The organism is Sinorhizobium sp. NFACC03 (genome assembly GCF_900103435.1).
In the GTDB taxonomy this organism is placed as follows: Bacteria; Pseudomonadota; Alphaproteobacteria; order Rhizobiales; family Rhizobiaceae; genus Ensifer.
The window spans coordinates 1-24,377 of sequence record NZ_FMXF01000033.1; the positions used below are offsets into that span (position 1 = coordinate 1).

The 24,377-nt window shown below is 61.2% G+C and carries 21 protein-coding genes and 2 pseudogenes; 10 read left to right on the forward strand and 13 right to left on the reverse strand.

Annotated elements, in window-relative coordinates:
- Together BLU35_RS28630 and BLU35_RS28635 are read left to right on the forward strand one after the other, a co-directional pair.
- Positions 1–610: hydrolase (locus BLU35_RS28630; RefSeq protein ID WP_093235532.1), on the forward strand; the 610-nt coding region annotated here is incomplete at its 5' end.
- Positions 611–742: 132 nt separating this feature from the next.
- Positions 743–1,141: a DoxX family protein gene (locus tag BLU35_RS28635; RefSeq protein ID WP_093235534.1), complete on the forward strand. Its 399-nt coding sequence runs from the start codon at positions 743–745 to the stop codon at positions 1,139–1,141.
- A 16-nt stretch (positions 1,142–1,157) separates the two neighbouring features.
- Here BLU35_RS28635 and BLU35_RS28640 read toward each other — a convergent pair whose 3' ends face one another.
- The 4 genes from BLU35_RS28640 to BLU35_RS28655 all read right to left on the reverse strand — a co-directional run bounded on the left by BLU35_RS28640 (position 1,158) and on the right by BLU35_RS28655 (position 4,506).
- Positions 1,158–1,448: a GNAT family N-acetyltransferase gene (locus tag BLU35_RS28640; RefSeq protein WP_058330206.1), complete on the reverse strand. Its 291-nt coding sequence runs from the start codon at positions 1,446–1,448 to the stop codon at positions 1,158–1,160.
- Between the two features lie 377 nt (positions 1,449–1,825).
- Positions 1,826–2,929: an NADH:flavin oxidoreductase/NADH oxidase gene (locus BLU35_RS28645; protein WP_093235535.1), complete on the reverse strand. Its 1,104-nt coding sequence runs from the start codon at positions 2,927–2,929 to the stop codon at positions 1,826–1,828.
- 210 nt (positions 2,930–3,139) lie between these two features.
- Entirely contained in the window at positions 3,140–3,427 is a 288-nt protein-coding gene (locus BLU35_RS28650; RefSeq protein WP_057255187.1) for a XapX domain-containing protein, read from the reverse strand.
- Between the two features lie 146 nt (positions 3,428–3,573).
- Positions 3,574–4,506 carry a VOC family protein gene (locus BLU35_RS28655; protein WP_093235536.1) on the reverse strand — a complete coding sequence of 311 codons (933 nt, stop codon included), beginning with the start codon at positions 4,504–4,506 and terminating at the stop codon, positions 3,574–3,576.
- A gap of 117 nt (positions 4,507–4,623) precedes the next feature.
- Between BLU35_RS28655 and BLU35_RS28660 the strand changes: the two genes are divergently transcribed.
- The 6 genes from BLU35_RS28660 to BLU35_RS28685 all read left to right on the forward strand — a co-directional run bounded on the left by BLU35_RS28660 (position 4,624) and on the right by BLU35_RS28685 (position 10,947).
- Entirely contained in the window at positions 4,624–5,523 is a 900-nt protein-coding gene (locus BLU35_RS28660; protein WP_058325112.1) for a LysR family transcriptional regulator, read from the forward strand.
- Positions 5,524–5,816: 293 nt separating this feature from the next.
- Positions 5,817–6,764, forward strand: a complete 948-nt coding sequence (locus BLU35_RS28665; RefSeq protein WP_093235537.1) for a hypothetical protein — start codon at positions 5,817–5,819, stop codon at positions 6,762–6,764.
- Complete coding sequence (locus tag BLU35_RS28670; protein WP_093235538.1) at positions 6,761–7,648, forward strand: HesA/MoeB/ThiF family protein; 888 nt, start codon at positions 6,761–6,763, stop codon at positions 7,646–7,648. Before BLU35_RS28665 ends, BLU35_RS28670 begins: the two co-directional genes overlap by 4 nt.
- Complete coding sequence (locus tag BLU35_RS28675; protein ID WP_093235540.1) at positions 7,645–8,844, forward strand: hypothetical protein; 1,200 nt, start codon at positions 7,645–7,647, stop codon at positions 8,842–8,844. The genes BLU35_RS28670 and BLU35_RS28675 overlap by 4 nt, the downstream gene beginning before the upstream one ends.
- Entirely contained in the window at positions 8,837–9,943 is a 1,107-nt protein-coding gene (locus BLU35_RS28680; RefSeq protein WP_093235541.1) for a GNAT family N-acetyltransferase, read from the forward strand. The genes BLU35_RS28675 and BLU35_RS28680 overlap by 8 nt, the downstream gene beginning before the upstream one ends.
- Positions 9,940–10,947 (forward strand): hypothetical protein, encoded by a 1,008-nt coding sequence (locus BLU35_RS28685; RefSeq protein WP_093235543.1) that lies wholly within the window; start codon positions 9,940–9,942, stop codon positions 10,945–10,947. Before BLU35_RS28680 ends, BLU35_RS28685 begins: the two co-directional genes overlap by 4 nt.
- A 32-nt stretch (positions 10,948–10,979) precedes the next feature.
- On the opposite strand, the gene BLU35_RS28690 is transcribed toward BLU35_RS28685, so the two are convergent.
- The 3 genes and pseudogenes from BLU35_RS28690 to BLU35_RS28700 form a co-directional block, all read right to left on the reverse strand.
- The gene (locus tag BLU35_RS28690) at positions 10,980–14,378 is read right to left on the reverse strand and encodes an acyl-[ACP]--phospholipid O-acyltransferase (protein ID WP_093235544.1); all 3,399 of its coding nucleotides are present in this window, start codon (positions 14,376–14,378) and stop codon (positions 10,980–10,982) included.
- 91 nt (positions 14,379–14,469) lie between these two features.
- Positions 14,470–14,748 (reverse strand): YiaA/YiaB family inner membrane protein, encoded by a 279-nt coding sequence (locus BLU35_RS28695; protein ID WP_093235545.1) that lies wholly within the window; start codon positions 14,746–14,748, stop codon positions 14,470–14,472.
- Between the two features lie 28 nt (positions 14,749–14,776).
- Positions 14,777–15,463: pseudogene (locus BLU35_RS28700) on the reverse strand (PspA/IM30 family protein).
- 99 nt (positions 15,464–15,562) lie between these two features.
- Here BLU35_RS28700 and BLU35_RS28705 point away from each other — a divergent pair.
- Entirely contained in the window at positions 15,563–16,159 is a 597-nt protein-coding gene (locus tag BLU35_RS28705) for a TetR/AcrR family transcriptional regulator (RefSeq protein ID WP_093235547.1), read from the forward strand.
- A 415-nt stretch (positions 16,160–16,574) separates the two neighbouring features.
- Here BLU35_RS28705 and dtd read toward each other — a convergent pair whose 3' ends face one another.
- Complete coding sequence (gene dtd, locus BLU35_RS28710) at positions 16,575–17,018, reverse strand: D-aminoacyl-tRNA deacylase (RefSeq protein WP_093235548.1); 444 nt, start codon at positions 17,016–17,018, stop codon at positions 16,575–16,577.
- Positions 17,019–17,279: 261 nt separating this feature from the next.
- Here dtd and BLU35_RS35310 point away from each other — a divergent pair.
- Positions 17,280–17,426: pseudogene (locus tag BLU35_RS35310) on the forward strand (peptidase T); the annotation flags it as partial.
- A gap of 128 nt (positions 17,427–17,554) precedes the next feature.
- Here the strand turns inward: BLU35_RS35310 and BLU35_RS28720 are convergent.
- From BLU35_RS28720 to BLU35_RS28750, 5 genes are all read right to left on the reverse strand, one after another.
- A complete protein-coding gene (locus tag BLU35_RS28720) occupies positions 17,555–17,980 on the reverse strand; it encodes a DUF4168 domain-containing protein (protein WP_093235550.1) in 426 nt (141 codons plus the stop codon).
- A 1,173-nt stretch (positions 17,981–19,153) separates the two neighbouring features.
- A complete protein-coding gene (locus BLU35_RS28735; RefSeq protein ID WP_093235552.1) occupies positions 19,154–21,043 on the reverse strand; it encodes a bifunctional sugar phosphate isomerase/epimerase/4-hydroxyphenylpyruvate dioxygenase family protein in 1,890 nt (629 codons plus the stop codon).
- 28 nt (positions 21,044–21,071) lie between these two features.
- Entirely contained in the window at positions 21,072–21,932 is an 861-nt protein-coding gene (locus tag BLU35_RS28740) for a shikimate dehydrogenase (protein WP_093235604.1), read from the reverse strand.
- Between the two features lie 91 nt (positions 21,933–22,023).
- Positions 22,024–23,037 (reverse strand): TRAP transporter substrate-binding protein, encoded by a 1,014-nt coding sequence (locus tag BLU35_RS28745; RefSeq protein WP_093235553.1) that lies wholly within the window; start codon positions 23,035–23,037, stop codon positions 22,024–22,026.
- A gap of 59 nt (positions 23,038–23,096) precedes the next feature.
- Positions 23,097–24,377 (reverse strand): TRAP transporter large permease, encoded by a 1,281-nt coding sequence (locus tag BLU35_RS28750; protein ID WP_093235555.1) that lies wholly within the window; start codon positions 24,375–24,377, stop codon positions 23,097–23,099.

Genomic DNA, 24,377 nt, shown 5'->3' on the forward strand with positions numbered 1-24,377 from the left:
CGTTCAGTCGATCGATCGGCAGGTGCTGAAGAACAACGTCGTCGGTCTCGCCAAGGCCGCAAAGGTCTTCAACATTCCAACGACCATCACCACCGTCGAAACCGGGTCCTTCTCCGGCCACACCTATCCCGAACTGCTCGCCGTCTTCCCGGAAAACGACATTCTCGAACGCACCTCGATGAATTCCTGGGACGATCAGAACGTCCGCGATGCGCTGGCCAAAAATGCCGCCAACGGCCGCAAGAAAATCGTCGTCTCCGGGCTGTGGACCGAAGTCTGCAACACCACCTTCGCGCTCTCGTGCATGCATGACACCGACTACGAGATCTACATGGTTGCCGACGCCTCGGGCGGCACGTCGGTCGATGCGCACAAATACGCCATGGACCGCATGGTCCAGGCCGGCGTCATCCCGGTGACCTGGCAGCAGGTTCTGCTCGAATGGCAGCGCGACTGGGCCCGCAAGGAAACCTACAATGCCGTCACCTCGGTGGTGAAGGAACACTCCGGCGCCTACGGCATGGGCATCGATTACGCCGTCACCATGGTTCACAAGGGTGACGAACGCATCCGCCACGGCAAGACGATCGGCCCCAACCCGGCAAAATAACGGGGCGATCTGCCCACCGCACAACACCCAGACCCACAATAAGACCGGCTTCGCATGAAGCCGGTCATTATTTTGAATGTTTCAGATCACGTCCACATTGACCTCACCGGGTCGCATGTAAAGGAAACACGCATGCACGCTTTGTCCAACCAGCTGGCCCCTTATCTGCTCAGCCTTTTGCGCATCGTCTCCGCCCTCGTCCTCTTCAGCTACGGAACGCAGAAGGTCATCGGCTTTCCCGCAAGCGACGGCGGCGGACCGCCCGTCGGCTCCCTGCCCTGGATTGCCGGATTATTCGAACTCGTCCTCGGCTTCACGCTGCTGGTCGGCTTCAAAAGCCGGCTTTCGGCCTTCATTCTCTCGGGCGTCATGTCGTCGGCCTATTTCCTGCGCCATGCGCCGCAGGGTTTCTATCCGGCTCAGAACGGCGGTACGGCCGCCATCATCTTCTGTTTCGTGTTCCTCTACCTCGCTGCCGCAGGCGGCGGACCCGTCGGTCTTGATGCGGCGCGCGGTGACGCCAAGCTTTGACGGTCGGTCGCGCCGGTCAACCGTCGACGACGTCGCCATAGTCCAGATGGCGAGCGTACCAGGCGGCCACGAACGGGCAGCGGATGACGACTTTCCGGTGGCTCGCTCTCACGAGGTCGAAAACGCCGGTCACCAGCCGCGACCCGATCCCGCGGCCGGACAATTCCTCAGGAACCTCCGTATGGATCAACACTAGGCGCCCATCCTCCTGACGGTAGTAGACGGCGGCGATGCCCCCGTCGACCGCCAGTTCGAAGCGGCGCAACTCCGGGCGCTCGATAACCACATTGTTTTCGGATTGGTTCATGGGACGCTTTCCCTTCTCCGGCCGGGCTTCAAACGGCCTGTTGCAGAAACTGATGGATAGGAGGCGACGATCCGTTTGCGCTCCGCGGTTTTCGCCGGACAAAACAAGCTTCTTGTCCAGGCGCACCGATACCTAAGTGTAGTTACGTGGCACACCGCGCAGGTCTACCTTTCAACCATCGCCTCGCTTCAGGGGGCAGACAGCATCTTCCAGTCCCGGCTTCGGTATCCCCTCCCCGAAGCCTCGGGCCGCCCCGGCCCGCTGAGACCGTCTCCTGCCGCAGGAGACGGTCTTCTTTCTACGTCGCGGTCAGCGTCGAAAAGAAAAAGGGCGCGATCCGAAGTCGGTATGGCGGGCGGGCCCGCCCCTACGTCTGCCTAGCGGTCGAAGAGATGACGGAGTTGTCGGGGTTGCGATCGCAGATACTGATCGGGCGCCCACACCCGCTCGCCGAAATGCGCGGCGGCATGCCAGGGCCAGCGGGGATCGTAGAGAATGGCGCGGGCAATCGCGATGAGGTCGGCATCGCCCGTCGTCAGGATTGCTTCGGCCTGTTCGAACTCGGTGATGAGGCCGACGGCGATGACCGGTATCGCCACATTCTCTTTGACGGCGCGCGCAAAGGGTACCTGATAGCTTGGGCCGATCGCAATTTGCTGATGGGACGCAAGGCCGCCCGACGAGACATGAATAGCCGAGCAGCCACGTGCTTCAAGCGCCTGGCAAAAGGTGATGGTTTGCTCGATATCCCAGCCGTTCTGCGCCCAGTCGGTCGCCGAGACCCGCATCGTCACCGGCCGGTCCGCCGGAAATGCCGCGCGAACGGCCTCGAAGACTTCAAGGGGGAAGCGCATGCGGTTTTCCAGCGTTCCACCATAGTCGTCTGTGCGACGGTTGGAGAGGGGCGACAGGAACTGATGCAGGAGATAGCCGTGGGCTCCGTGAATTTGGACAGCGTCCAGCCCGAGAGCGGCGGCGCGCCTGGCGGCATCGGCGAAGGCCGAGCGGACCTGCGCAAGGCCGGCGCGATCGAGCGCCACCGGATGGTCATAATCATCGTGGAAAGGGACAGGGCTCGGTGCGACGGTTTTCCAGCCGCCTTCGTCCTTCGGGTTGATCTGGCGGCCGCCTTTCCATGGGACTTCGCTGGAAGCTTTCCGTCCGGCATGACCAAGCTGGATGGCGATGGGCATGTCGGACCACCGTCGCACCCCGTCCAGAACCCCGCCCATCGCGCGCTCGCAGGCATCCGAATAAAGCCCGACATCGCCATAGGAAATACGGCCCTCCGGCAGGACCGCGGTCGCCTCGATGGTGAGCACAGCCGCACCCGACAGGGCCAGATTACCGAGATGGATAAGATGCCAATCGGTCATCTGCCCGTCCGTGGCCGAATATTGGCACATTGGCGCGATGACGATGCGGTTTCGCAGATGAAGCGATCCCATTTCGAAGGGCGAGAAAAGCCTGGTTCCGCTCATGATCGTTCTCCAGAGGTCGACAGGGCCTGTCGGGTCGGCCCTGCCAATGTTTCACCGTTTAGCAGCAAGGTTGCAATCTCTCGGTGTCGAAGGGGCTTCAGAACTTGCCGTTCCGGCTCTGCCATTTCGATTGGGCAGGAATAGCCTCGATCGGGTCCCTGTGTTCGACGATCTTGCCGTACTGGACGCGGAAAGGCTCTCGACGCGGGCTCAGCTATCAGACTTGATCCGAACCCGCTGGGCTGCGGCGACATCGCTCCGGTTTTCTCCCTTCGGCATGTGACCGAACATGTGGGGTTTGATCTGGTTGATCCAGGAAATCACCGCCGGCTCCTTGCCCCACAGAGTTTTGGCAAAAGGAACGATCTGTTCGCCGACGAGAATTCCAAGAAGACCGACCAGGGCGATAACCGGCGGTGCCGGCGAGCGGACATTGAGGAGGCTGTAGACAATGCCGACAAGAAGTCCGGCGCCGAGTGACAGGAGATAGAGTTTCATGACGGTGATCCTTGATTGGTGTAGCTGCCACTCCGAGCGGTTGACCCAGAGTGGCTTTGCCTATCGCATCGCTTAGCCGGGTTCGGGCCGATGCGTTTTCCAGGGTGGACGCGCTGCTTGCGAATGGCACCGATTAGGCGCCGGTCCTATGCAGCGAGCGGAACCAGATTTGCCTCGATCTTGTTGCGGAAAGGCTCGTATCGGTTCGGCAGCTTCAGCGCCTCGCCGAGATGGGCGGTATCCTCGTCGCGGTCGAAGCCGGGTTCGTTCGTTGCGATCTCGAACAGGATCCCGCCCGGTGTCCGGAAGTAGATCGCCCAGAAATAGTCGCGATCGATAACAGGGCTTACCTGGTACCCGGTGTCCATCAGTGCCTTGCGCACTTCGAGCTGCTTTTCACGGTTCTCGACCGCAAAGGCGATGTGATGGACCGAACCAGCCCCCTGGCGGGCAAATGGTGTCTTCGGGAGCGCCGCCAGGTCGATCGTGTCTGCACCGTTGCCGCCGGGAATGATGAACCGCGTGACGTCCCCTTCGATTTCAGAACGCTCATAGCCCATGAAACGGAGGAGTTCTTCGGTCGCCGCCGTGTCGTGAAGGTTGAAGCGGGCGCCGCTGAAGCCGCGGATGGCGTTGGCCTCGGAAATGCCCTCGGCAAGCCAGGGGGCGCGGACGTCGTCGGCCGCTTCGACCAGGGCGAGGCCATCACCATCGGGGCCCGTGAAACGCAGGCGATTGGCACCAAAGACCGTGTCGGTCTGAATACCACCCACACCTTGAGCAATGAGGCGGTCCTTCCAGAAGGCCAGCGCCCCCTTTGGAATGGAGAACTGGGTCTCGCCGACTTCGCCGACGCCCGGCCGCCCGATCATCATGTGCGGGAACGGAAAGTACGTCATGACCGTACCAGGCGTACCGTTCTCATCGCCATAATAAAGGTGATACACACTCGGATCATCGAAATTGACCGTCTTCTTCACGCGGCGAAGGCCTAGCGTGTCGGTGAAAAACCTGTTGTTCTGCTGCGCATCCGACGCCATGGAGGTGACGTGATGCAGTCCCTTGATATCCTTGATCATGGCCCGTGCCTTTCTTCGTTGACTTGTCCGTCGATGCGAAGAGATGTACTCGGGTTGATTACGTCGCAGAATTGCAATATTTCTTTCGAGTGAGTTGCGATTTTTGAAACAATAGAGATGAACGATCATAAAGCCCTGAAAATTTTCCTGATGGCCGCCGAGAAGCGCAACTTCGCTCAGGTTGCCCGCGAGCTCGATATGACGCCCGCTGCCGTCACGCGGGCCATTGCCGCGCTTGAAGATGATCTCGGGGTCCAGTTGTTTGTTCGCACGACCCGCCAGGTATCGCTGACGACGGACGGCGCCGTTTTTGCCGCCCAGATTCAGCCAGCGGTCGAGACGCTCGAAAACGCGCGGCGTGATGTCAAGAACGCCCACAAGGCTGACCAGGGGCGACTGAGGATCAGCGCGCCGACTTGGCTCGGCAAGACAGTGCTGCCGCCGATCCTCTCAGGCTTCCGGGAGCTCTACCCGAAGATGTGCTTCGAGATCTCGCTGTCGGACGGCCTGGTCGACATCGTTGATGACGATTACGATCTCGCGATCCGCATTTCGTCGGCCCCTTCGGACAAGTTTACGATATGGCGCAAGATCAAGGTGGTCCCGAGGATTCTGGTGGCCGCGCCAGGTAGTCGGTTCGCTGAGATGGAACACCCGAGCGAACTGACACCGGACGATTGTCTCGCCTATAGCGGCGAAAGCCGACGTGAGAACTGGCTGCTTTCGGACGGAGGCTCAAGCATCACCATCGTCGCCGGAAGGGCATTCAGCGCCAACAATGGCGAGGTCCTGGCCGACATGGCCGCAGACGGCGCGGGCGTGGCGATGCTGCCGGGCTTCCATATCGCCGAGCATATTCGCAGTGGCCGGCTCGTCCACGTCCTGCGTGGCTGGTCGCCACCGGACCTTTGGCTGACGCTCTATTATCCGCCCTACCAGGCCCTACCGCCGCGCATCGCGACCTTTTCGAAATTCTTCGAGGAACAACTGACCGCTCACATGGTCATGCTCGACTAGAGCTCCCGCTTTCAAGTGGAAGCACTAGAAGCGAAAAGATGCTCTAGAATCAAAGTGCTGGAGCGTACTTTTGTGCGTTCATCTGAACGCACGGCGCTCGTCTTATGACGATCTGCGCTTCTTGTGAGAAAAAGAGGAGTCGGCGAGGACAATCACGGCATCACCGCCTGATACCAAACCGTTGGCGCTTGCTCTCGGCCAAAATTAAACCAAATGTTTGCTCTCTCCCGCGAAGATGCGACCCAAGCTTGCACAAACCTCCATTCTAGAATTGAAGCTGCCGGGCCGGGCCATTGTACAACCTGATATCGGTCGTGCTGAAGAAGCGCCTCGACCTCTCATTCAAGACTTCACCAGATTTCCGCGCGAGGATCGTGGAAGCTCCCGGGCTGTGGATGAGCGAGCGGGAAGTGGCCAGACTGCGGCACGATCTGCGAAAGGTCGCGCAGCGATCGGTTGCCGATGGAGAGCTGGACTACGGCGTCTTCTCCGAGCGTGAAGACGCCCTCGCCCGGACGATCGTGACGGTCGTCTATCGGGTTTCCGACGGTGAGCCGGTCGCCTTCAACGCCTTGCCGGTCATCCAGGTCTCTCTCTCGGGCAAACCCGTCGACGTTCTCCACCTGGGGCTGGTGATGATCGATCCCGCAGTTCGCAGCCAGGGGCTTTCCTGGGTGCTCTACGGCCTCACCTGCTTTCTTCTTTTCCTGCGCAACCAGCTTCGTCCGCTCTGGATTTCAAATGTCACCCAGGTGCCAGCCGTGGCCGGCATGGTGGCCGAGACCTTCAGTGGCGTCTTCCCAGCGCCCACGCGCGGCGCGCGCCGATCGTTGCATCAGCAACTGATCGCCACGGCGATCATGGGCTCCCATCGTCATGTCTTCGGCGTCGGTCCTGATGCCGGTTTCGACGGTGATCGCTTCGTGATCACCAATGCCTATACGGGCGGTTCCGACAACCTGAAAAAGACCTTCGCGGCGGCGCCGAAGCACCGGAAGGCCGAGTACAACGACTTCTGCGCAGCCGAACTCGACTACGATCGCGGCGACGACCTGCTTCAGATCGGACAGCTCGACCTCAACGCGGCGCAGCGTTACCTCATGGAAAGCGTGCCGCGCAACGCGCTCGGTCGTCTTGCCGTCGCAAGTCTCGTCATCCTCGTCCAAAGGCTGGCTCTGCCGGCTTTGCATTGGGCGGACAGCCGTCGGCAGTGGGGCATATTGAGGCCTTCAAACCAATGAGCAGCGTTTTCTCCTATGAGGCCTTCACCACGCGCAACATCGGCTTCGTCACGGAGGCGGAGCAACGACGCTTGAGACTGGCGACCGTCTTCGTCTGCGGAACCGGCGGCATGGGCGGCGCCTGCATCCAGGCGCTGGCGCGGGCCGGCATCGGCCGTCTCATTCTCGCCGATATCGACCGCTTCGAGCTGTCGAACCTCAATCGCCAGGTCTTCTGTTTTGCCGACACTATTGGCACGCCCAAAGCAGAAGCGACCCGAGACCTCTGCCTAAAGATCAATCCCGAATTGGACGTGACCGTCTTCGGCCCGGATTGGACCGATCATGCCGAGACGCTCATTGCCGGCGCGGACGTCGTCATCAACGGGACGGACGATCTCGGCGCCAGCCTCCTGCTCTATCGCGTCTCGCGAAAACTCGGCCGGACGGTGATCGACGCCTATGCGTCTCCCTTGCCTTCCGTCTACGTCACGCGATCGCAAGATCCGATGCCGGAAGAGCGGCTCGGTTATCCGACCGCCGGAACCGCCTGGAACGCGCTTACGGCCGACCAGCGGGCGGAAGCTTTCCTGCGCGAGGCAGAATACGTGATGGTCCATTCGTCGTCACGCCACCATGTCGATCTTTCGCTCGCCGGCGAAGTGATTGCCGGCACCCGCAGTCGCATGTCCTTTGCGCCAATGGTGATCTCCACCGGCACATTGATGGCGTACGAGGCGATCCACGTGGTCCTCGGTCGCCCACAGTCCGCCGATTGCCGCGGCTGGTTCTTCAACCTCCACGCCGGGCGCATCGAACGGCCCCGCAATGCGATCGTCGCGGCGCTGCTGCGTCCGCTGGTACGTCGCTACCTGATGCGCCTTGCGGCTCCGGCAGTGCCATGACCACGCCGCTCGTTGCCGATAGTTTCGTTTCGCTGGCGGCGCTTGGCGGCCTCCTTGTGCTGATCGGCACCATCCGTAGCTTCGATACGGAAAGCCCGCTGAACCGCCGCTTCCTTTTTGGATTGCAGGTGCTGGCGGCACTGATGGCGAGCCGGGTGCTCGCATGGTGGACGGACCTCTTCATCTTCAAAGCCGCAACGATCATAACTGCAGGCCTCGTTCCACTCTCGACAGTTCTCCTCGCCGAGGGCCTGTTGCGCCGCCATGCACCGAGGACGACGAAATGGATCGCAGCCGGGGGTGCCGGCACCTTCTTTGTTCTCGCCTTCCTTCCGGCATCGATCGCCGAGCCCTGGCGTGTCGCGCTGCTGTTCGTCTATCAACTCGTCACCTTCGCTCTTGCCGGGCACATGACGGTAACGCGCGACCGGGCGAGCCTGTCGAAGGCAGAGAACCAGGCGGTCGACCGCGTGGCCCTCTCGCTGCTTCTGATCCTGCCGCTCCTCGTCACCGATTTCCGCTCGGCCTACATCGACCAGCCGGTGCGGCTCGGCGGGGTGGCGATCCTGTTCCTGTGCTGGCTGCTGATCAGCCTTGGCCAGCGCGCAGTCATGCATCGTGACACCGTCGTCTCCTTCGCTATTCTGCTTTCGGTCGCTCTGCTTGCAGCCCTTGTCATCGGCTTCGAAAACGAGCTCGAACCGGCAGCACTGGTGCGGGCGACCAGCGTCATCCTCAGCGCCGCCTTGCTTGGCGTGATCTGGAAAGACAGTCTCAGCCTGCGCACCGAACAAAGGCGCCAGAGCTTGATCCGGCATTTGGCCGAAGACCGCATCGACGACACGCTCGGCTTTCTCAAGGAACTGCAGAACCATCCTTTGGTGGATGGCGCACTTTTGCTTGGCGAAGATGAACTCTCAGACCTCGACTTGCCGGTGATCAAGGCGCTCTTTGCCACCCGGCCGTTGATGCGCACTGCCGAAACGGGCAGCCTTTCCCAATCGGACGCCGAGCAGCTTGCCTGGCTGCTCGAAAAATATGAGGCGACCCACGTCATGCTGGTGTCGAACCGGCCGTTCCGGCTGATTGCGCTCAACATGCCCTCCGTCACGGCCACGCCGGGTGCGGAGACCGAGTTGAAGGTCGTCCAGCGCATGGCCATGCTGATCTCCGAGAGGAACTCGCTCCATGATTAAGATCCGCGAGGGGGATATCGACGCCTTCTTCACCGCGCCCTTTCAGATCTACGGTGCACGCACGCCCTACGTCTCGCCGATGTTCAGCGACCTCAGGCGTTTCCTTTCAGCTGAAAAGAACCCTCTCTTCGATACGGCAGAAGACTTCGCCATCTTCACGGCCCATGAAGGCGGGGCCGTGCGCGGGCGCATAACAGCCCACGTGCACCGCGCATCGAACGCGAAGTTTGGCCTCGATCGCGGCTATTTCGGCTACTTCGACTGTGCCGACGACGAGCGCGTCGCGGCCGCCCTGTTGGAGCGGGCAGAGGATTGGGCGCGTGCGAAGGGCTTTGGGGAAATCCTCGGAAACTTCAACCTGACTGCCATGCAGCAAGCCGGCGTCATGACCGGCGGTTTTGAGAACGCGCCCTATACGGATCAAATCTGGGGGCCACCGCATCTGCCCCGCCTGCTGGAGAAACGGGGATACGCCCCCTGCTTCCCGATGACCACCTTCGAAATCGACGTCCGCACCGTGGCGGTCGATGGCCTGCTCGCCAGCGACCAGATGCGCGCGCTTTTCGACGACGGCTTCCGTTTCTCACCGATCCGGCGAGCAACGCTCGAACGGAGATTGGAGGATTCCCGGCTGATCCTCAACGAGAGCTTCGCCGACAATCCGATGTTCGTGCCCGTCAGCCGTGCGGAATACGACTTTCAGGCCAAGGAGATGAAGTGGATCATGGATCCACGCATCTCGGCGGTGGCGGAGAAAGACGGCGCGCCAGCCGGCGCGGTGATTGCCATACCTGACGTCAATCCGATGCTGAAGGCGATGGGCTCGCGGCTCGGGTTGAGTGCGCCCTGGCATCTGCTCAGGCACCGCCTCAAGCGCCGACGTGCCGTGATCATATTCCAGGGTGTGAAACCGGAGCATCAGGGGCGCGGCCTCAATCCACTCCTGCTCGCCAATGTGCTCACAGAAATGCGCCGCGCCGGCTACGAGACGGCCGGCGGCACCTGGATCGCGGACGTCAATGCGGCGAGCCTGAGGCAGGCAGAAAAAGCCGGCGCAAGGCCTCTGCATCGTCTGCATCTCTTCGGAAAGACATTATGAACCGCATTGACACCGCCATGCTCGTCGACCTGGCGGCTGAGGCTAACTTCGCCCCCTCCGTCCACAACACCCAGCCGGCCCGCTGGATGCTGGACGGGGGCGGATGCATTCTGCTTGCTGCCGACCTCTCCCGGCACCTCAGCATCGGCGATCCGACCGGTCGCGACATGGGCCTTTCCTGTGGAGCGGCGCTCGAGGGCATGGTGATGGCGCTCGCCGCGTGCGGGATCGGTGTGGCCATCGAAGATCTCTGGACGGACAATATACTCAATTGGAGGCCCGGCTACCGATTGGCCGCGCGGCTGACCCTTGCGGGCACGGCGAAAGCGACGGAGCTTGCCGGCTGGACCACCAAACGCTTCACATGGCGTGCCCGCTTCTTGCCCGCGGCGCCCGAACAGATCACACGCCTTGAGCACTGGGTGGCTGAGACGGCTGATGTAAAGCGCGCCAGCGGCCACGAGGATCTCGCCTTCATTGCCGCACTTAACGACCGCGCAAGTCTGTCGATCATGCGCGAAAAATCGTTCCGCGATGAACTCGTGGCGTGGATGCGGCTTTCTCCAACCCATCCGGCCTATGCCTTCGATGGGCTCAATCTTGCCGCGCTGCAGATGGGGCGGCTGGAAGGCGCCCTGGCGGAGCATGTGCTCGCTTCGCCGCTTTTCGATATTGCCGACCGGCTGGGCCTCGGCCGCGCTCTTGTCGCCGAAGCTGAGAAGACGATGACCGCCACAGCCTGCCTCCTGTTCCATCGGCCGGAGAGCGAAAGCCCGATTGCTTGGGGGCGGGCTTTTTATCGATTCTGGCTGAGCTTCACGCGGTTCGGTTTCGCAGGCTGGCCCATGGCGGTGCTCGCAGACCTTTCGTCCGCCGCAGAGGCGTTGCAGCAGCGCTTCCCGTTGCCACCCGGCCACCGGCTGATCAATGTCCTGCGCGTGGGGCCGGCGCCGTCGACCGTTCCGAAATATCGCCTTCCGGCCCGTGACCTCGTGTTGAACTGAAAGCTGGACTGAAGCCGGCTCCCTTTTCTACATCAGGCTGCGTCCTCGGTCCTTGCAGTCTCGGCGAGAAGCTTCTGAGCACTGACGAAGTCCACCTTTCCGGTTCCAAGCACAGGCACGGCACCCACCCTCACATCCGCGGGAACCATCATGTCCATCACCCTCTTTTCCTTGGCGAAGCGAAGGAATGCGGCACGTGTCGCACCCGGAGCGTCCGTGAGCATGACCAGGCGCTCGCCTTTTTTGGCATCAGGCAGCGACACGACAACCGTCAACTGACCCGGCCACAGCTCTCCCGCCAACGCTTCCACAGCACCCAGCGAGACCATCTCGCCGCCGATCTTGGCAAATCGTTTGGCCCGCCCCCGGATGACGATGAAACCATCTTCATCGACAGTGACGATGTCGCCGGTGTCATGCCAGCCGTCCGGCGTCGGCTCGATCACGCCGGGCGCTTCCACGCGGAGATATCCGGCCATGACGTTGGCGCCGCGGATGAAGAGCCGCCCGCCCTCCATGACACCCGGCACGGCATCGAGCCTATACTCCATGCCCGGCATGATCTTGCCGACGCTACCGGCCTTGTTGAACATCGGCGTGTTCAGCGCAATCACTGGCGCCGCCTCGGTCACACCGTAGCCTTCGAGGATCCGGACACCGAACTTCTCCATGTAGAGTGCACGGGTAGCCGCCCTGACCGGCTCGGCGCCGGCGAAGCAATAGCGGATCGAGCGGAAGTCATAGGGATGGGCCGTCCGTGCATAACCGTTCAGGAAGGTGTCGGTGCCGAAGATGATCGTCGCGTTGGAAGCGTAGATCAGTTCCGGGATGATCCGGTAGTGCAGCGGCGACGGATAGAAATAGACGGGCACGCCGGAGATGAGCGGCAGCACAGTGCCAGCGGTGAGCCCGAAGGAATGGAACACCGGCAGGATGTTGAACACCTTGTCGCCCGAGTGGAAATCGATGCGGGACGCGGCCTGCGCCGCATTGGAGAGGATGTTGCGGTGTGTCAGCACCACGCCCTTCGGCGTTCCTTCCGAACCGGAGGTATAGAGAATGACTGCCGGATCGTCGGCCGTGCGTCGGACAAGCGGACGCGCCTTCTGCAGGAGACCGCGCAGCTTGTCGGCAAGGCCAATCGTCTGGCGCAGATCATCGAGCCAGACAATTTCCACGGTCTTCGACAACTCCTCGACGACGGACCCAAGTTTCGCCTGGGTGACGAAGGTACGCGACGTCAGCACGTAGCGGACCTCCGCGGCCTTGCATGCCGAAACGATGTTGGCCGCGCCCGCAGTGAAATTCAGCATTGCCGGCACCTTGCCGGCGGACATCACGCCGAGGATGGTTGCAACCGCACCGTTGGCGTTGGGCAAGAGAACGCCGAGCGCCTTCTCGGCCGGGAAGAGCGCCTTGAACTTCGCGCCAAGCACGGCGGCACCCGTCAGCAGCTTGCCATAGGACAGGGAACCGGTGACCGGGTCCTGCACAGCGAGCCGGTTGAGCCCGCGCTCCTTGGCCGTCTTGATCACCTTTTCGAGCACGGTGGTGTCGGTATCCGTGGTGCGGAACATCAGCATCGACATGACCTGGTAGAGAGCGGCGCCCGCGGCCATGCGGCGCTTGCGACCTTTCAACTCTTCCGGCACGGAAAGACGAACCGGCTCCAGAATGGTGACCTTCACCTTCGGAAACAGGCGGCGGCGAACGTGCAGGGAACTGAGGCGCGAGAAGTAGCTCTTCTCCAGCCCATCGATGCGGACCGGCACGACCATGGAGCCGGTCTTGTCGGCCACCATCGCGGCACCGTCATAGACCTTCATCAGCGCGCCGGTGACCGTGATGCGGCCCTCGGGGAAGATCACGAGCGGCTCACCATTGTTGACCGTCTTGATGAGCGTACGCGTTGCCATCGGCTTCGAAGGATCCAGCGGCAGGAAGTTGCACATCTTCAGGAACGGTTTCACCCACCAAGCCTTGGCGATTGTGTAGTCGACCGCGAAGGTCGGTTCCTCGTCCGTCAGCGCAAGGGCCAGTGCGCCATCGAGAAAGGAAACATGGTTGAGCGCGATGATCGGCGCACGCCCCGCCTTTTTCAGATTGTCGAGGCCCTCCACTTCCAGCCGAAGGAAGGCGCGGAAGAGGATGGATACGAAATCACGGAAAGCATTGGTCGGCAACGTGCGCAGCATGACCCAGGCCGCCACGGCATTGGCGAGCGCAAGGCCGGCGAAAAGTACCGATGTCGACACGCCGGACGCCTGCAGGACGGCGACAAGGCCGCCGCCGGCGGTGATGAAGGCCGCGGACAATACATTCGACGCGCCGATAACACGCGATCGTTCGTCCTCTTGCGCCCAGGCCTGAAGGGCCGCAAGCGTGGGTACGGCCAGGAAGGCGCCGGCGATGGCCATGCCGGCCAGATCGATGGCGATGCGCAGGGTGTAGGGACCGGCGAAAAAGGCGGAGAGCGTCTCGGTCGCTGCGGCCGCACCGGCATGTCCGACGCACCAGGCGAGATCGAGGCCGAACAGCGCCATGATCAGGGTGCCGAGCGGTGCCGGCAGGAGCACGATACGTCCTGCGGACATCCAGGCGGCGATTGCCGAGCCAACGCCGATCGCCACGGCGAAGACGGCGAGATAGGCAGTGATCACAGTCTCGTCGCCGCCGAGATAGTTCTTCACCATGGGCGGCAGCAACGACAGTACGATCGCGCCAACCAGCCAGAACCACGCCGCCATCAGCGCGGTGCGCCAGAGCCGTTTGTCGCTGCGCAGTGAAGCGAGGAGCCGCCCCGTGGAACGGAGGACGTTGCGATCGACGACAAGGTCCGGCGCCTTGGCGCCCAGGCGAGGAATGTAGCGGCTGGAAAGCCAGCAGACGAGCGCGAGGCCGAGCATCATGGGGCCAAACAGCCACGGATCGACGCCATCGGCCGCGGCAAGCCCTGCGACGACTGTGCCGCCGAGGATGGCGATGAACGTCGCCCCCTCGATCCAGGCGTTCGCGCGCGGCAGTTCCTTGCGCTCCAGGTGGTCCGGCAGGATGCCGTATTTGACAGGCCCAAAGAGCGCGGAGATGGCACCGAACAGGAAGAGCGCAGCCAGCAGCACGGCAATGGAGGAGAACGCAATACCGACGACCGCAACGGCTGCGGCAGCGAGCTCCCACCGCTTCAGCCTCTCGGCGACGACCGCCTTGTCGAACTTGTCGGCAAGTTGGCCGCCGAGTGCGGAAAAGAGCAGGAACGGCGCCATGAAGACGGCGCCGGCCAGCGTAACGAGCGATCCGGCATCATTTGCCGCCACGGTGGCGAGGATGAGGAAGACGAGCGTGTTCTTGAGGAAATTATCGTTGAACGCCGACAGGAACTGCGTCCAGAAGAGTGGCGCAAACCGCCGAGAAGTCATGAGATTGTTTTTCACGGAACGTCTCCCCTTTTTTGAACGTTATAGATGAAAATAGTTTCATCCTCGTTCACAGGTTGTGCCTTGTGGCGACAGGGCTAACGATGAATTAAACGTCGTCGGCCTTGATGCCGAGCAGCAGCTTCTCGGTCTTTGCATCATCGATCCTGCGGATGAGCTTTTCAGCTTCCAGATTGTCGCGCAGCGTCTTGGTGACGTTTACCGCCGTCTGGAGGAGCATCAGAATGCCCATGGCGAGATACCCTTTTCCCCAGAGATCGATCGGCATCATGTAAAGGCCGATCACCACCATGAAAGTGGCCACGCCGAAGCTCACATAGGAGAAGGAGGTCCAGGCCGGGGAGTGTTTCATCAGGCTGTCGTTCATCGTCGTTTTCCTTTGAGAAAGAGTGGGTTCAAAGAGCAGGGTTTGCCTTGGCACGCAGACGCTCGAGCACGCCTTCAGCGCTCGTCACGAGCGGGCGCCCGCAACCGGCCGCGGCCAGTTTCTCTGCAAGCGCGGTCGGATCAGGCCGGTCTTCCAGCTCAACCAGCGCCTCGGCCGTCAACTCAGCCTCGCGCTGGCGCGTTTCGAGCCGCGCAAGTGTTGCCTCGGCATCGCTGAGCGTAGCCAGATCGTTGCCAGGCACATCTCGGGAAAGGCGCCGCGTCCGGTCACGTGCCTCGGCCAGGCGCTCGCCGCGGCGCAGCGCAGCCAGGCGCGTTTCGCTCTGCCGCACCGCTTGCCTCAACCGATCTATTCCATCTGTAAACTCCGCCTGAACCTGACGTGCGTTCTGCAGTTCGGTTTCCAGCCGAGCGATCGCGGCGGCAGCCTCGGTAGCCAGATCCTCCCGCCCCTTTTCAAGGGCTGCGATAGCGCGCGTTTCGAGATCATCGATGCGGGCAGAGAGCCTCTCGGCATTTTCTTTTTCCAGGCGATTTTGCGCGATCGACAGAGCGACCGCCCGACGTGCGCTTTCGACGCCGCGCGCGGCATCACGGATCTGCTGCGCAAGTATCGGTAGCGCATGCCGATCTCCGAAGGCCTCCTCCGCCTCATGGGCGCGACCTCATATCAGCGTTACGATTTGTTTGAACATTTCCTCACCTCCATGTATGAACAATGTTCATAATCTTTTCTCACAAAGATGAACGATGTTCAAGTTCAAAATGAACAACGTTCAACAATGAGGTTAACGGTGGTCGGAAAGCGTCAGACGAAGAAGGAAGACCTCAAGGCAAGGCTGATTGTTGCCTGCACGGAGCTCATTCGCGAACAAGGGCTGAAGAACCTGCGCGCGCGGGATATCGCCGAACGCGCCGGCGCGGCGCTCGGTGGTCTTTACACGGTCTTCGACGATCTCGACGGGCTGATTCTCCACGTCAATTCGGGGACGTTGAAACAGTTGGAGAACACCCTCAACGCCGCGATTTCGCCATCAGCGGCCATTGAGGAGACTTTCCTCAGCCTGTCTCTGGCATACATGCGTTTCGCGCTTGCAGAGCGCAACCTGTGGTCGGCGCTCTTCGAACATAGGATGCCGGAGGGCGTCTCCGTTCCGGAGTGGCACCTTGCCGAACACGCTTTCCTGATCGGGCTCATCGCAGCACCACTCGCGCGACATATGCCAGATGCTTCTCGCCAAGACGTGGCAATTCGTGCCCGGACGTTCTTCGCGGCCGTTCATGGCGTGATCTCTCTCAGCCTTGAAGGACGGTTCGTCGGCATAACGTCCGAAGTGCTCGAACGTGAGATTACAGTGCTCGCAGGAATTCTTGCCAGGAGCCGAATCTGACGTATTCGGCGCCAGCTTGGCAGTTCCGTTCGATAGATGACGCGACCTTTTCAGCACAGACCATGTGGAAGGGATCACGCCGTCGGCCGTGCAGGTCGACGCAAACAAAGGGCGCCGACGCTCGTAGTAATTCAATTCAAAGCCAGGCACCTCGATCGCATGTCGATGCTTGGGCGGTCATGTTGCGCACCTGGTCACTTGACCAAGGGAGCATTTTTGCCACCCAATCTGTCGGTTCCCTATCCGCGCACTGGCGGATAGGCTGGCTCCTCCAACCATTTCCGATCGCACCCGCCGAAGGCACTCAACCTGGGCTCTGACCCGGCCCGACAGTCATTCATCCAGGCGATCCGACCGCGAGTATAGGTGATCATCGCCTCAAGCTCATTCCGCTTAATGTGCGACCCTGAAGCGGTTAGCCGGACGTCGTGTCCAGCCAGATCGTTACTGGACCGTCGTTGGCCAATTCCACCCGCATGTCCGCACCGAAGACGCCATTCGCAACGGCAACGCCAAGGGCCGAGAAATTGGCAGAGAAAGTCTCATATAGGCGTTTGCCCTCCTCCGGCGGCGCTGCCGTAGAAAAGCCCGGCCGGTTTCCTTTCGTCTCGGCCGCCAATGTGAACTGGCTGACGATGAGAGCTGCGCCGCCGACATCGACAAGCGAACGGTTCATTCGATCCGCATCGTCCCTGAAGATGCGCAGGTTGACAATCTTGCGCGCCAGCCATTCGCTTTCCTTTTCAGAGTCACCCTTCATCGCACAAACGAAGACCAACAGACCATTGCCGATTTCCCCCGTCACCGTTTCGTCGACGGTGACACGCGCAGATGAAACGCGCTGGACAAGTGCTCTCATGGCAACGATTCTCCCTATGGCTTCCCGCTCTTATCGGCTCAGAGGCGGTGGCGCTCAAGCTCTACTCAGAACCGCGCGCCGACGGTCAGGAGATCGTCGCTGAAATCCTAGTGGAAAGCATGGAGGACTGGCCATGCGCGATCCGCCTGCCCCGAGCGGCCATTCCGGACGATACATTATGTGATCGTTGAAGCAACCTGTCGCGCGGGCGATGCCGCGGAAGCAAGGGGAACTGGGTTTCCTCGTGAACTGGACTGCCTAGGCGCGGTGCTCTCGGCCCGCGGCATTCCGACGCCCAACTTCTTCACCGGCGCCTACAACTTCCATTCGCGTTTCGAGTTTCTGCCGGTGCAGGCATTCGAAAGGTCGCTGGAAGTGGTCGCCAAGATTTGCCAAGTGGCCGCTAGTAGCCGACAATTCCACGGGGCGTGCCAGCAAGCCTCCCTTGCGTATTTCGCACTCGGGAGCGGAAGCCCGCAAATTGAGTTCGCGGGCCACACGCAAGTGTCCGGCAATCCGATCGCTGCCGAGGCCACCTACTGCTGTGCCGGAGCGGTCTTTTGAAGTTCTGCCTGAACCTTCTTGGCGACTGCCGGATCACTCTGTGCCGCTGTAAGAATGGCCGAATATTCTTCGACCGAAATGGCCGGCGAGGCTTTGACGGCTTCAACCATTTTCTTGCTGCCTTCGGTCTCCAGCTCCTTCTTCGCCGCCTCGTCCGATGTTGCTTCTATCTTTGCGGAATATTCCTGCCTGACCTTGTCGACCTGAAGATAGGCAACCGCAAAGGCTTCGATCTTTTGTTCGCTGATGGCGGCCTCCGTGCTCTTCTTGTCAGCCTGTCCCTGCTCCGGCTGCGTCTCTTGCGCCTGAGCAATTTCAAAGGCAGATGCCGGACTGAAGATCATGAAACTGAAGATTGCAGCCGTCAGCGATGCAATGGGCGTGTAACGAGTAATCATATTCATTCCTCTATGATGTGCATGACGTAATCGGCAGCGATACGGCCTTTCGATCGTCACTCGCGTCGGCCGGATACCGAACGCGCCAGTGACGATGAAACGCTGGGAAGGGCTCGGTGCGGCGGTACCGGGGCAATTTGCTGACCATTGAACGGCAGCTTTATGGCTCACCCACGACGCCGGTTCTGTCGAGCCCCATGTTCTTCCCCGCCCTCGAACCCCTTTTGGCGTGTCGGGGCTGCGCCGGTCGAAGGCGGCAGGTCAGCTAGCTTTCGACCGGCGCACGACAGCGTGCCGTCACGGTTAAGTGGCATCTTCGCCATTCGGGTTTAGCACCGGCGCTTCTCTAGTGTCCCGAGGCGGATATATCCGTTCTTCGGACTTCGGCGTCGAGTCATGAGGCACGGGACGGCGGACGGGCCGTGGTTTAGGATCGCCCTTCTCGGGCGGAGGAACAATTTTCTCCGTCATAAGCTCGTTGCTCGCGCTTTCCACTAAAGTTCCGCTCGAGCCGATCTCAGCCTTGAATGGTAGCGTTGACGCACTGGTTTGCTACCAATCGCGGGCCTCGATCAGCCGCCCTGACATTCGTTCGGTTCTGGAAAACGCCGGCATAGTTTTCATCGATGGCGACTACGCGGATAGTGGCGAGCCTGGCGTGCGACTGATCAAATAATGTCCTCCTTCAGGTAGGACAGAGAGCATCCGGCCGCTGAGGCGTAAGACTAATTATGGAACATCCGTATCTATCGGAAAACATCCGGAAATTGCCTGTGAAGGCATGAACGGCGAAAAAACGCAGGGAATTGGACGCTGCCCTTGCGGAAGCCTTCGCCTACACTGACGGCCCATGCCTGATCTCGACATCCACGTGGAGTCGATCGCAGCCCGTGTGCCGCCCGTCTACTCCTGGCTGTCCAAACGCGGCAAAGACCCGCTCAGCATAAAGGTCGAAGAGGTTCGGTACTTCTGACAACCTAGCCCCCAGCTTGATTATGTGGCAGCCGAGAGAGCGTTCGGCGCCCATTCCATCGACGCCGGACCCCTCGGTCGCGAAGGAAAGAGCATCAATAGCAAGTGCGTGCACGCTGAGTCGCCTAGGACGCCTCAACGATCGGAACGAGCACTTGCCTGAGCCGTGCCAGTCGCCGACCCAAAGCTGACGTTGGAAGGTCAGTTTTTAGGCAGACCCTCTGGCCTCAGGTATTTTTTCAGCGCCGCAATGCGAAAGATTGCATTGGCGGCTCCGTATCCGCGATACCCGCGCCGCTCGATGATTTCAAAGAAGAACCCTTCGCCGTAGGTCGGACTGTAGAGCTGGAAATATTCACCGTTCTCGTCCCGGTCATAAAGGATGTTCTCGACCCTCAGCCGCTCGACCAGTTCCGCGTCGAGCCCGAAGCGCGCCTCGACGTCATCGTAGTAGTTCGGCGAGATCGGCAGCGCCTTGAAGCCGTTTGCACGCAGCGCCTCAGCCGTTGCGAAGATGTCGTTGGTGGCAAAGGCAAGATGCTGCACACCGGAGCCGAAGGTCTCGGCGATGAAGTGGCCCGCAAGCGTGTTGCGGTTCTCCGCGCCGTTCAACGTCAGGCGCAACGTGCCAGCATCATTCTCAACGACCTGGCTGCGAACAATGCCGGCCGGATCGACGATGTCGATCATCGGCGTCTTTCGCACATCGAGCAGCGATGTGTAGAACAGCAGCCAGGTCAGCATCTCCTCATATTTGACGGTCTGGGCAATGTGATCGATGGTCGTCAGGCCAGCTGGTATCGCCGCTCCCTTGTCCGGCACCGGATCGAACTCAATCTCCCAGATCCTGGCGAGGTCGGATCGCTCGTCGAGGAAGTAGATGATCCCGCCGCCAACACCGTGGATCGCCGGAACCAGCAATTCTCCTGGGCCGACTGGCTGTTCGAAGGGTTCAGCACCAAGCGCCCTGGCTCGCTCAGCAGTCGCTTTGGCATCGTCGACCACGAGGCCGAAAGCATACGCGGACGTGCCGTGAACCAGATAGGAAGCGTTGGCGAAGCCTTCCCTTTCGGTGTTGATCACCAGATTGATGGAGCCCTGCCGGTAGACTACGACCTGTTTCGTCCGATGTTGCGCCGTCTTGGTGAAACCGATCGTCAGCAGCAGCGCTTCGAGTTCCCCTGCCTCGTCCTCGGAGGCACTGAACTCCACGAAGGCGATACCCTTGACGTCGACGCGCGGAGGCATCTGGGGAACCGGCAAGCGGACATCCGGCTCGGCGCGCTTCACCTGGTCCCCGAGATAGATCAGCGAGCGGTAGCCGTCGACCGCGATGGCATTGGCATTGCCTCCGCGAAACTGGTCGTTGAAGATTTCAAGCGACAGATATCCATCATAGCCGGTCGCCGCCACCGCGCGGGTAAAGTCGGTCACCGGCAGGTCGCCCTCGCCCGGCATATTGCGAAAGTGCCGGCTCCAATAGAGCAGATCCATGTCGATCAGCGGAGCATCCGCAAGCTGGACGATGAAGATTTTCTCCTTCGGGATCGAGCGGATCGAATTGATCTCGATCTTGCGCGACAGGGTATGAAAGCTGTCGAGGATGAGGCCTATGCTCGGGTGATCGGCGCGCCGGACGATCTCCCAGGCATCACGATGGTCGCTGATATGGCGCCCCCAGGCGAGCGCCTCGTAACCGACGCGCAAGTTCCGCTTCGCCGCCCGCTCGCCGAGTTCGCAAAAGTCGGCGGCTGCCCTGTCGATGCCAGCCACTGCCGCCGGCGACACGTTGGAGCAGACGAGCACCAAGTCCGTGCCCAACTCCTGCATCAGGTCGAACTTGCGCTCGGCCCTGTCGAAAGTCCGGGCTCTGAGTGGCTCCGGCATCCCCTCGAAATCACGGAACGGCTGGAACAGACTGATCTCCAGGCCAAAGTCGCGCACCATTCGGCCGACCTCGCGCGGGCTTTCGTCGAAGGCAAGGAAGTCGTTCTCGAAGATTTCGACACCGGCAAAGCCGGCCTTGGCGATGGCGCGCAGCTTGTCCTTGAGATCGCCGCTCAGCGAAACCGTTGCTATCGAGGTCTTCATGCTTCTGTCCTCGCTCGAGTTTTCGGCGTCAGCCGGTCATCGTCTTGAAATGGTTCAGCATCCGCGCTGCGTCGGGTTCGAGTCCCGTAAACAGGCGAAAGGCGCCGACCGCTTGAAATACGGCCATTCCTCCCCCATCGAGCGTGCGGCAGCCGCGCCGTCTCGCCTCCTTGAGCAGCGCCGTTTCGAGCGGGAAGTAGACGATCTCGGCGACCCAGTGGCGCGGATCGAGAAGGTCACCGTCGAGCGGCAGCCCCGGATAGTTCGCCATCCCTGTCGGCGTGGCGTGAATCAACCCCGACGCCGACCGCATTGCAGCCGCAAGGTCCGTGCCGGCTGAGATATCCGCCTCGGGGAACAGGGCGGTCAGCATCTCGGCAAGCGACCGTGCCCGCTCCGGCTCGCGGTCGAAAACCGCAAGACGTTTCAGGCCGAGCGAAAGTGCGGCATAAGCCGTTGCAACGCCGGCGCCGCCTGCTCCAAGCTGCACGGCGAAGGAAAGGTCGGCATCCGGCAGCCCCCGCCTGAAACCTTCGGCAAAACCCCACCAGTCGGTATTGTGGCCATGTCGCCGCCCTCCCTTGAGCACGACTGTATTGACGGCGCCAAGCCGCTGCGCGTCAGGTGCGAGATCGTCAAGATGGGCGATCACCGCCTGCTTGCATGGATGGGTGATATTCAGGCCCGCAAATCCCTGCCGTTCGGCATTGGCAAGCAGACGCGGCAGGTCGTTTTCCGTCGCGTCGATTTCGCGAAGATCGATCAGTTCGTACACATAGCGGAGCCCTTGAGCCGCGCCTTCGGCCATGTGCATCGCTGGGGTCAGCGACGCTTGAATGCCTGCGCCGATCAGACCGGCCTTCAAGGGTCTTACAAGCGTTTCGGTCATGATTTGCGTTTCCATCTCAAAGCCCGCAAATACGGGCAGCCAGCTTCCGGCCCGCCGTGACTTGCGGGCGGGCCGAAGACTTCGCACCCTGTTACTGGCCCCGTGCGGCACCAATCTCCTTGAACAGCGCCTGAACCGTCTCAGCGCCAATCTCGGCACTGAACTTCTCGATCACCGGCTTGACGGCATCACGCAGCTTCTGCGTTTCCTCCGGACTGAATTCGCTGACTTCCATGCCGGTCTTGCGAATTTCCTCGAGAGCTGCGGCGTCCGCTTCGCGTGACACCTTGCGCTGGTAGTCGCGCGCTTCGGTCGCGGCCGCCTCAAGGACGGCCTTTTCCTCGTCATTCAGCCCATCCCAGAACTTCTTGCTGACGAGCACGATCTGCGGATTGTATTGGTGACGGGTCAGCGTCATGTACTTCTGCACTTCGTAGAACTTGGCGTTCAGGATGTTTGCGGCCGGGTTCTCCTGCCCGTCGACCGTCCCTGTCTCGAGCGCGGTATAGAGTTCCGTGTAGGGCAGCGGCACGGCATTGGCGCCGAGCGTGTTGAAGAGTTCGATCGGGATGGGAGACTGGATCGTGCGGATCTTCAGACCCTTGATGTCCTCGAGCTTCGTCACCGGATGGCGATTGTTGGTGAGATTGCGGAAGCCGAGTTCCCAATAGCCGAGACCGATAAGGCCGGTATCTGGCAGGAGCTTGATGAGACTGTCGCCGAAGGCACCGTCCATCACCTTGTCCGCCTCCGCACCGCTGTCGAAGAGGAACGGAAGGTCGACGGCGCCGAACTGCTTGACGTTGTTGGCGAGGATGCCGGCGTTCAACACCGTCATTTCGATAACGCCGCCCTGCAGGGCCGAGACGGTCTGGACGTCGCCGCCGAGCGTGCCGCCCGGGAAGAGCTTGACCTCGATCTTGCCGCCGCTCTTGTCCTTCACGAGTTCGGCAAACTTCTCCATGCCGGTCACCTGCGGGTGACCCTTGTTGTTGGCCGAAGCGAACTTGATCGTCTGATCGCGGATCTCGGCAAGCGTCGGTCCTGCCGTCAGCAAAGCGAGCGGCAGAGCAAGGCCCAAGGCCAGTTTCGTCAATTTCAACATGTTCTCCTCCCAGATTTGGCCGGTAGTTCCGCCGGCCGTGTTGAAGCTTGAAGTTTCGGTCAGTGCCCGAACCAGGTAACCGGAACGGTCACCAGCGCGGGGAACAGGACAAGCAGGAACAGGACGATCAACTCGGCGACCAGGAAGGGCAGCACGCCCTTCATCAGGTCTTCCATCGACAGTTTCGAGACGCCACAGATGACGTTCAAAACCGTACCGACGGGCGGCGTGATCAGACCGATCGAGTTGTTGATGATGAACAGGACACCGAAGTAGACCGGATCGATCCCCGCCTGCTTGATGATGGGCATCAGCACCGGCGTCATCACGAGGATGGTCGGCGTCATATCCATTGCGGTGCCGACGAGCACGATCAGAACCATGATCGCAATCAAGAGAAGCGTCTGGTTGTCCATCAGCGGTTCGATGAGCGAGGCAAGCGCACCGGGGACGTCAGCTACCGTGATCAGCCAGGCGGAGACCGCGGCACAGGCGACCAGGAACATGACGACGGACGTGATCTTTGCCGCCGACACGAAGACGTGGAAGAGCTGCGCCGGCGGCAACTCGCGATAGACGACATTGGCGACGAAAAGCGAGTAGACGGCAGCAACAACGCCGGCCTCGGTTGGCGTAAAGACCCCGAACTTCAGGCCGACGATGATGATTACAGGCAGCATCAGTGCCCAGATGCTGTCGACGAGCGCCTTGAGCCGCACTGCCCCGCTTTGCCTTGGCGGCAGCTCGAACTGCTCCTTGCGGGCAACGATCAGCCAGGTGACGCAAAGGGCCGCAGCGATCATCAGCCCCGGGAAGATGCCGGCGAGAAAAAGCTTGGTGATCGAGACGCCACCAACGACGCCATAGAGGATGAAGCCGATCGACGGCGGGATGATCGGTCCGATCACCGAGGCGGAGGCGAGCAGCCCGCCAGCGCGCGCTGCGTCATGACCGCTCTTCAGCATCATCGGCAGGAGCAGCGCTCCGAGGGCAGCCGCGTCCGCGACGGCCGAGCCAGAGAGGCTCGAAAGGATGCAGGCAGCGAAGATCGCGACGAAACCGAGGCCGCCGCGAATATGGCCGACCATCGCCATCGCCAGCGCGACGATGCGCCTGGAAAGCCCGCCTGTGTTCATGACTTCGCCTGCGAGCAGGAAGAAGGGCACGGCCATCAGCGGAAAACTGTCAGCACCATTCAAGACGTTCTGCGCCACGATTTGCGCGTCGAAGAGACCGAGGTAAAGCATCAGCGCCACGCCGCTGAGAATGAGTGCAAAAGCGATCGGCACGCCGAGCGCCATGGGTCCAAGAAGTGCACCGAGGAAGATCGTAACGGTCAT